Source organism: Methanosarcinales archaeon, from assembly GCA_014859725.1.
Lineage (GTDB): Archaea > Halobacteriota > Methanosarcinia > Methanosarcinales > Methanocomedenaceae > Kmv04.
Genome location: JACUTQ010000110.1, coordinates 1 through 7,777, shown reverse-complemented (window position 1 = coordinate 7,777; position 7,777 = coordinate 1). Strand labels below are relative to the sequence as shown.

Below are 7,777 nucleotides of genomic sequence, written 5' to 3'. Positions count from 1 at the left end.
AATTAATAATCCTTGCAAGACAATTTCCTATACGTGGTCTAAGCCACATTCGTGCCTGCGATGATATTAGCCAGTTTTACTGACGGGTTCTAAAAGACCCAAAAAGAACTCGGCTTTCATTACCCATGCCATGTAAGAATACAACCTACACCTTTTTCATCCTTGCGTGCCTGTGCTGACTGGCTCATTGGGGTTTTACTGGAAATAAAAGGTTGAAGATAGATAATTTGGCAAACAACGATGCCTAATAACTTAGCGTGCGTGTACGTAGAAATACTGGTGATACCCTTATACCACGAATCCGATGAACGCCTGGACGTATTCCCTGCCAGCAATCACATCGTTCTCGTCATAATCTTTTTTGGAATAGACCAGTTTGAATCTTCTTTGAAGTTCTTCCTCGGTAATGTGATTGATGAAATGTATGACATCTTTCGGATCGCCTGTCTCTATTGCTTTTTCAGCCTTGGGAACTAATGGACCTTCGTCAAGACCCGCAGTTTTGATCCCTGTACCTCCTAATTTTAAATTTTAATATATTTCTGTTCCAGCCAGCTCTATTTCTTATATACAAGCGCTCCGGTCAGTACTCCAAGTAAACCTACCAGTACATATCCCAGGCCTCTCATGGCGAACGTCGCATCAATGGCGGATGCAATTCCCCAGAAGATCAAGAAAAATCCAGTGCCAGCGATAGAGAGCGCAATCCCGATACTGAATAAATTTTTACTGAATTTCTCTATACTTTCTTCTATGGAATTGCCAATTTCACCATGCGCTTCGGTAAAGCCCTGGATCATCGATTTTGAAAGGCCGCTAAGGAAATCTATTATACGTTGCTGCACTAGTTTTATCCCCTGCCCATCACGTAACCCACTATCACTCCGCCGACGAATGCTCCTGCCACATAAGCAAGAGGATTATCGTTTATCTTCGCCTCAGCATATCCTTGTTTCTCCCCAAGTGTATTCTCAATTGATTTAGTTAGTTCTTCAATTTCGTGATCCATTTTCATACTCAGGTCATTGAGTGTTTTATATATCTGCTTTATTTCGTCTCCTTCCACAAATTTTTCTTCCATAGATTCTTCTCCCATAAATTTGCCTCCACAATGTTATATTATGTAAGTTTCTGTAATTATATACTTAACAGTCCAGCGTTGCGCCGGCAGTCAGCTTTATTGATTGTCAACCAGTATGTTTTTTCGCTTCAAAAAAAAAGAAACCAATAGACTTTTTACATCTATTGATCTCTCCTATCCTGAAGTTATCTATTTTGCTTTCAGGTGCAATTCGCACTCTTTTAATTTAGCTTCTGACTCTGCTAATTTAGCTTCTGCTTCTTTTAATTTAGCTTGCGCTTCTTTCAATTTAGCTTCAGCTTGCATGCTTCCTTGTTCTGCTATATTTTCTAACTCCTTTGATTTCGTTCTTTACTTAATTTCCGACCAAATAGTTTCCCCACTTGGTCTTTAGAAAAAATAAAATACGAAATTTTATAGATATATAAACTTTGTTGGCGATTATAATGGCCTACGACCTTCGATTATTCTGATCAGTATAACGATGATGGCAATGACCAGCAATATATGGATTAAGCTACCAACTCCACCGATTGAAAATCCCAATACCCACAGGATCAACAGTACCCCTACTAATGTCCATAATAGATCCATTATTTAACCTCCTTGGCTCGCTCGCGCTCCAGTGCAGTGACGCGGGTCTCCAGGGTCGCAAGTTGCGGCTCCAGGGAGGTGACACGCGTGCCCTCAAGCGAGGTGATACGCTTCTCCTGCGCCACGTCGCGCGCGGATTGCAGTTCCTCCTCGTGGATCTTGAGGACGCTTATAGTGTCCCGCAACGTCAAGAGCAGATACACCGACGCGCCAGCCAGGATAATTATGGAAGCGCCAATCACGAAGAACGCCTCGCGCGGGGAGAATATGCCCGGGCCCTGGGTGCCATAGTAGCCCATCAAGGCCACGAATATCAGACCCACTATGACCAAACCGGCTAGCCACGAGTAGGGGTAGCTGATTCCTTTCACTTTGACTCCCTGCCTGATATCTTTCTTTTCTTGCTCAACATCTTTGTATATGTTTAGCTTGCTATTTTCAACCTTCACAATAAAGTCATCAGTTCTAACTTTGTTGATTGTTAAGGTTACCCTAGTGTTTGCATTGTAAAGGCTTAGCGAAAGAACGTTCTTTTCAGTCGCTATCCTTATTTCATTGTTATCGATCTTTTCAATCTTTGCTGTTCTTACCCAATCGACACCATAGTTCTGCTCCAGATACTCTATGAGTTTTCCACTATCTTTTCCCGGAACATCGCCCCAGCTAAATAAATACATATATCTCACCCCTTACTTGATAGAAATTAATTATTATAGAGGACAATGATTCCCAATAATAAGATGGATATTAGATAACAATTGTACCCCTATACAATTTATACCTTTTATAACTTATAATAGATAATCTTTTTGGATCCCAATAGCGGGGTACTTACCAATCCCCCCTAAATCCATTGGTACTTTATTCACCAACCTCTTTAAGTCAGATATACTATTGATGTAAGATTCTCTTTTATCCCATGTTGCAATCTGGTTAAGACCCTTATTATAGTTATTAACATGTGTTTCTGCCTGAGAATATACGCTTGTTAGTGCTTTTGCGTACATGTCGAAGATATAATGATATAATCAATGACATCCTGGTAGGCATCTTGCAAGAAGCAAATGAGAGAAGCATACCGATGCATCGACGTTAACCTCCGTAACCGTTGTGCGTCACTGTTAATTGCGTAGCTGCTCAGGTGTCTTTTGTAATTGTTATTCAACCAGTTGAGGTCAATCGTTAATGCGTCGGTTTGTTCAATCAGTGATAGCTTTTCAGAGAGCGGTCTCATTCCGGATTCAGACGGTTTTTTCGGTACATTTTTTACCTGCTGAAATGGTGAGATAGTTTGTTGACAGGGTTGTAACAGTGAATCTAGGCGTTCCTTGAGTGCAGAAGAAAGTTGAGCGTTAATACTTTTCAAAAATATAGCTCCTGGCCTTTTTTCGCTGCTCATAAATAGTTCGCCTCAATGTATCCTCAGCAGGATTGAGAATACGATTGTCCTGCAAAAAATGCGTTGCTTTTACCAGTAGTGAGTCTGTCGGCTCTATTTTCAATGCCTCGTTATAAAGGAAATGGGGGTATCCACTTAACTCCCGTTTTATTAACATTTTCCCCCAGCAACCATAGATTTGTATGGATTAGGGTCTGTTGATACGGCTTATTATATAAGCCGATAGAAGAACATCCACCGAATTGAAGTTTCGGGAGTTAAGTGGATACCCCCTTTAAAGGAAATCGTTCAGCAATTCCACTCCTTCAGGATAAAACGGTTTGAGATGCAAATACTCCTGGATGCGTTTTCTGTGTTCTGCAATAGTCTGCCGTCGATTTTTATATTGCTCGATGAGGCAAAGAGCGATATCAAGCTGAAAGCTCATGTAGGCTACTAAATCCTCTATTGGCTCGAAAGGCATTTGTGCAGGAAACTGATTGAACAAACGAAAAAAACCAAGCTGATACCCTAACCCTAACTTATTCTGCTCCCCTCGACATTCATCAATTAAAACTATATCCACATCTGAGAGTTTGGCAACCTGTACTAACTGATCCTGAGAAAAGTGCAAATTCTTCATGTAAATGCACGTATTGTACCTTCTTGCTTTGTTTATGAAGATTTCCTTTCCTTTTACTGGAAATAAAAGGTTGAAGAGAGATAATTTGGAAAACAACGACGCCTAATTACTTAGCGTGCGTGTACGTAGAAATACTGGTGATACCCTTAATCCAAATTTAGTGAAATTATGAAAATATTAACGTATATTTTCACATTAATTGAAATATATATCGTATATTTTCTGTTTAATATAAAATAAAAATAAAATCAACATATTTTCAAGTGAAAGTAATCATTATAGCAGAAAATAGATTTATCTATTATTTAATGGTTTAAAATCGTGTTTAAACTAATATTTAACCTTAGCGTATATTTTCACACGAATGGCCGTGATACCCTTATATCCCATCTTTGAGAACTCATTTCTGTTAGAAAAATCACTAACAATCTCCCTATTTTTCAGAAATCACCCCTGATCTTCGTAACTTCTAAAATCAATTTTCTTCAAAATAGCATACTCCACTGCCACTGTTTTTCTCACCTGTATTTTTATAAAAAAGAAGGAATGTATGTATACATATTTTTTATAATAATCAATATCAATAAGCATAATATTTAAATATTATCATATACATACTATATATAATGAGTTGGCACATCCATGAAATCAAAAGAAAAACAAAGACCTACATCGCCCTCAAAAAAAATGAACGAGAAGGAAAGAAAATAAAATCATCCTACATTTACCTAGGTCAAATCAATGAAGCTTTGAAAATATTAGCTGAACTTCAGATCAAACCACTTAAAAACGAAAAAGAAGTCAGCTACAGTGGAGAAATGATTCTTGGAAGTATAGCAAATTCCATCGATTTCAGTAAAGTATTAGAAAAATACACAAAAGATAAACGGATCGCTGAGGCATTAAATAACATAATAATTCTCAGAACTTTATTTCCAGTAAGTAAACGAAAACTCATCAAAATCAGATTAGAACATTCAATTTTGAAAGATTCCACAGATATGAAATATTTCGAGGAAGATTATGAATTTATGGATATTCTCTATCGCAACATGGGGGATATAATGAATGATGCCATTAAGAATGCTGCTAAAATATATCATCTCGACTTGCAACATTTAATAATAGATGCAACGAGAATAAAAATATGGAAAGATAAAGAAACTGATATGGTTCGTTTTGGATATTGCAGCAGAAATGAGAGAAAAGGCTCACCTCAGATAAACTTGATACTGGGTGTAAATAACCAACACGTCCCTCTTTTTGCAGATACATATCCTGGTAATACTCAAGATGTAAATATGTTTAGGGATTTCATAGATCGAATCAATACCAGATATCAAAAGCTTACATCACATATCAAAGAAAAATTTGTTATTTTTGATCAAGGCAATGTAAATGAAAATAATATTGACCATCTTCTGGAGCTTAAAAAGAAAGGAATATATTTTATTTCTATGGTCAAAACAAGCACCAGCGGCAAAATCATAAAAAAAGTTGACAAAACTGCTTTGCCGGTGATATATTCAAAAGAAAAATCCAGGAATGTGATTACAAAAATTTATGGTAAAATAATGGATGAAGATGTTTACGAAAGAAAATCGAGAGTCCTTGTTTGCTATAATCCAGATATCATGGAACTTAAATGCAAGATATTGGATCGAAAAGTAGAATATATAAAAAAGATGGCAAAAGATGGTGAAAATCAGGATGATATCAAGATGCAGATATCTAAATATCATCTGAAGAAAGCTTTGGAAATTGTTAAGAAAGATCGGAAAATAGAGGTAAAAATTAAAGAGAAGGTGATTGAAGCCAGAAAAAAAGGATATGGATTTTTTGTTTTGTTTACAAATCATCAGGGGTTATCTGCTGGGGAATTAATAAAGATCTATAAAAGTAGAGATATTGTTGAACAAGGATTTAGAGCCTTGAAATCCGATTTGGAGATTGATCCAGTTTATCATAGTCGAGATGACCGCATCGAAACACATACTGTCATGGTTGTTTTTGGTTATCTCCTGATGTCATTGTTAAATGTGGCTTTAAATGAAAGGAAGATATACTATTCGTTTGGGGAATTGAAGGAGTTGATCAGATCTGGGAATGCTGTTGAAGGTTTGTATGAAAATGAAATGCTGAAGAAACGACTTAAATTGTGGAGACCAATTAAATTAGAGGATGAACTTGAGGAAATATTTAAGAAAATGATGGTCAAGAGACCAGGTTTTGATGTAAAGGAATGTATACCTACAGATTTGTAACTATTTTTTAGGGTTATTGGCTCTAATGCATTCGATTATGGTAATTTTTTTAGTGAAATTTACTCAAAGATGGGATATAGTGATGGGCAGGTCAATATTGATGCGGGTAGTGTGTGGTTCCCTACAGGACAGCATCTGACCGGTTTTGCCGCTGATGAGAAGAAGGAAGTCAAGAGTGATGAGGTTGAGCAGTGATGGTCGCAAAGCCTTCTGTGAAAGGTTTTGGTTTTGATCCATCCGATTCAGAGCATTATTTCCAGGTCTCTCTGTCTTCCAGATCAGCAGATGTACATATTACTGAACATATGTCCTGGGAAAAGGGCCAGTGGGACACAAAAATCCGGGTTGTCAAGGCAGATACCGATGAACGGCTGCGAGTGATTCTTTCCCGTGAGAAATGGGAGGCAATTGCTGATGCTGTTAAGGATGAGTTCAACCGCCGTTTGCGGAAAGGGGGTATGAAAGGGGGAGGATGGAAAGTTAACGGGCTGACACCTATGTCCCGGTTGTTCGGCAAGGAACTGGTGCTTCTGGCATGGGCTATTGAAGATGCTGACCCTGGACGGGTTCCTACAGCAATTATGAACTGGCTGGGTCTGACACCTGAGGAGCGGTGGTGGCTGTTCACAATGACCAATGCTGCGACAGGACAGGCGATATATGGGAAAAATATCGGGTGGCGCAAGGCAGTGAGATTCGCTTTGACTGAAAACCCGATCTCTGCATCCCAGCCAGAGCAAAGGGTGGGTTTGATCTCAAAGATGGATAAGGTCGATGGTGAGAAAAAAGGTTCAAATGGTATGCAACAGGGTCTTTTAACTCAGTATACGATGTGATGTGTTGAGTGTTTATGAAAATGAAATGTTGGGATATTTATGAAATCATTTATTGAAACACAATTTCCGGTTTCGAAGGTGTCAAAGGAAAGTTATAAAGAGAGAAAAGCCGGGGGAGGACAAACTCTTACAGGCCTTGGGAAATGGTGGGGTCGCAAACCATTGATACTTGTCAGAGCAGCAATACTTGGTCTTCTGATGCCAACATCGGATAATCCACTAAAAGACCGGGAAATATTTCTCAAGATACTGACCATGGATGATGAGGGGATGTGGTTACGAAAGAAATCGAATATTCCTGTAAAGGAAATTGCTGAACATTTGACTTTACGTGAGAAGGATATGTGGTTGCCAGCAGATTCCACAAACACTAAGCTCTCTTTCAAACCAGGACTCACTCGTGAACAAAAGAATGATATCCAAAAACTAGTTTTCAATCGGCTCACTTACGATCAAAAACTCAATTATACTTTCCGTCCAGAACAAATAGACAGTAGGAATCCAGAATTGTGGAATAAAATTAATTCACATCTCGGAACAAATGCATCGGACATTCAAGAACTGATGAAAGAGCTTGGAGAGAGAGAATTTGGACACGCTCCAAAAGTTGGTGATTGTTTCTGTGGTGGTGGAAGCGTACCTTTTGAAGCTGCACGAATCGGATGTGATGTTTTCGGTTCCGATTTAAATCCAGTAGCTACTCTTCTAACCTGGGCTGGACTCAACATAATCGGTGGCGGTGACGATGTCGTTGAACAGGTCCATGAGACTCAAAAAGAGATTTATGAAGCAGTTGATGAGCAGATAAGCGAGTGGGGAATTGAGCATAATGAGCAGGGTTGGAGAGCTGATGCGTATCTTTACTGCGTAGAAGTTGTATGTCCAGAGTGTGGGTGGAAAGTACCACTTGCCCCTTCATGGATTATTGGAAAGACACATTATAATAGCTTTTTCGGTTTGAACATTTCATCTTTTTTTCAA

At 38.6% G+C, this 7,777-nt stretch carries 8 protein-coding genes; 3 read left to right on the top strand and 5 right to left on the bottom strand.

The window, feature by feature from the left end; all coding sequences use genetic code 11:
- Nucleotides 1–557: 557 nt before the first annotated feature.
- The 5 genes from IBX40_09195 to IBX40_09175 all read right to left on the bottom strand — a co-directional run bounded on the left by IBX40_09195 (nucleotide 558) and on the right by IBX40_09175 (nucleotide 3,696).
- On the bottom strand, nucleotides 558–845 hold the full coding sequence (locus IBX40_09195; GenBank protein MBE0524489.1) for a hypothetical protein: 288 nt from the start codon (nucleotides 843–845) through the stop codon (nucleotides 558–560).
- Between the two features lie 5 nt (nucleotides 846–850).
- On the bottom strand, nucleotides 851–1,096 hold the full coding sequence (locus tag IBX40_09190) for a hypothetical protein (protein MBE0524488.1): 246 nt from the start codon (nucleotides 1,094–1,096) through the stop codon (nucleotides 851–853).
- 426 nt (nucleotides 1,097–1,522) lie between these two features.
- Nucleotides 1,523–1,675 (bottom strand): lmo0937 family membrane protein, encoded by a 153-nt coding sequence (locus tag IBX40_09185; protein MBE0524487.1) that lies wholly within the window; start codon nucleotides 1,673–1,675, stop codon nucleotides 1,523–1,525.
- On the bottom strand, nucleotides 1,675–2,352 hold the full coding sequence (locus IBX40_09180; GenBank protein ID MBE0524486.1) for a hypothetical protein: 678 nt from the start codon (nucleotides 2,350–2,352) through the stop codon (nucleotides 1,675–1,677). Before IBX40_09180 ends, IBX40_09185 begins: the two co-directional genes overlap by 1 nt.
- Before the next feature lie 996 nt (nucleotides 2,353–3,348).
- A complete protein-coding gene (locus tag IBX40_09175) occupies nucleotides 3,349–3,696 on the bottom strand; it encodes a DUF4158 domain-containing protein (protein ID MBE0524485.1) in 348 nt (115 codons plus the stop codon).
- Between the two features lie 626 nt (nucleotides 3,697–4,322).
- Here IBX40_09175 and IBX40_09170 point away from each other — a divergent pair.
- The 3 genes from IBX40_09170 to IBX40_09160 all read left to right on the top strand — a co-directional run.
- Nucleotides 4,323–5,960: an IS1634 family transposase gene (locus tag IBX40_09170; protein MBE0524484.1), complete on the top strand. Its 1,638-nt coding sequence runs from the start codon at nucleotides 4,323–4,325 to the stop codon at nucleotides 5,958–5,960.
- A 194-nt stretch (nucleotides 5,961–6,154) separates the two neighbouring features.
- Nucleotides 6,155–6,796, top strand: a complete 642-nt coding sequence (locus tag IBX40_09165) for a DUF3780 domain-containing protein (protein MBE0524483.1) — start codon at nucleotides 6,155–6,157, stop codon at nucleotides 6,794–6,796.
- 39 nt (nucleotides 6,797–6,835) lie between these two features.
- Nucleotides 6,836–7,777, top strand: a 942-nt coding sequence (locus tag IBX40_09160) for a DUF1156 domain-containing protein (GenBank protein ID MBE0524482.1), incomplete at its 3' end; no start/stop codon positions are given.

Coding starts and splice junctions, on each gene's coding strand:
- IBX40_09190 (MBE0524488.1), bottom strand. CDS start 1,096: ATGGGAGAAGAATCTATGGAAGAAAAATTTGTGGAAGGAGACGAAATA.
- IBX40_09185 (MBE0524487.1), bottom strand. CDS start 1,675: ATGGATCTATTATGGACATTAGTAGGGGTACTGTTGATCCTGTGGGTA.
- IBX40_09180 (MBE0524486.1), bottom strand. CDS start 2,352: ATGTATTTATTTAGCTGGGGCGATGTTCCGGGAAAAGATAGTGGAAAA.
- IBX40_09175 (MBE0524485.1), bottom strand. CDS start 3,696: ATGAAGAATTTGCACTTTTCTCAGGATCAGTTAGTACAGGTTGCCAAA.
- IBX40_09170 (MBE0524484.1), top strand. CDS start 4,323: ATGAGTTGGCACATCCATGAAATCAAAAGAAAAACAAAGACCTACATC.
- IBX40_09165 (MBE0524483.1), top strand. CDS start 6,155: ATGGTCGCAAAGCCTTCTGTGAAAGGTTTTGGTTTTGATCCATCCGAT.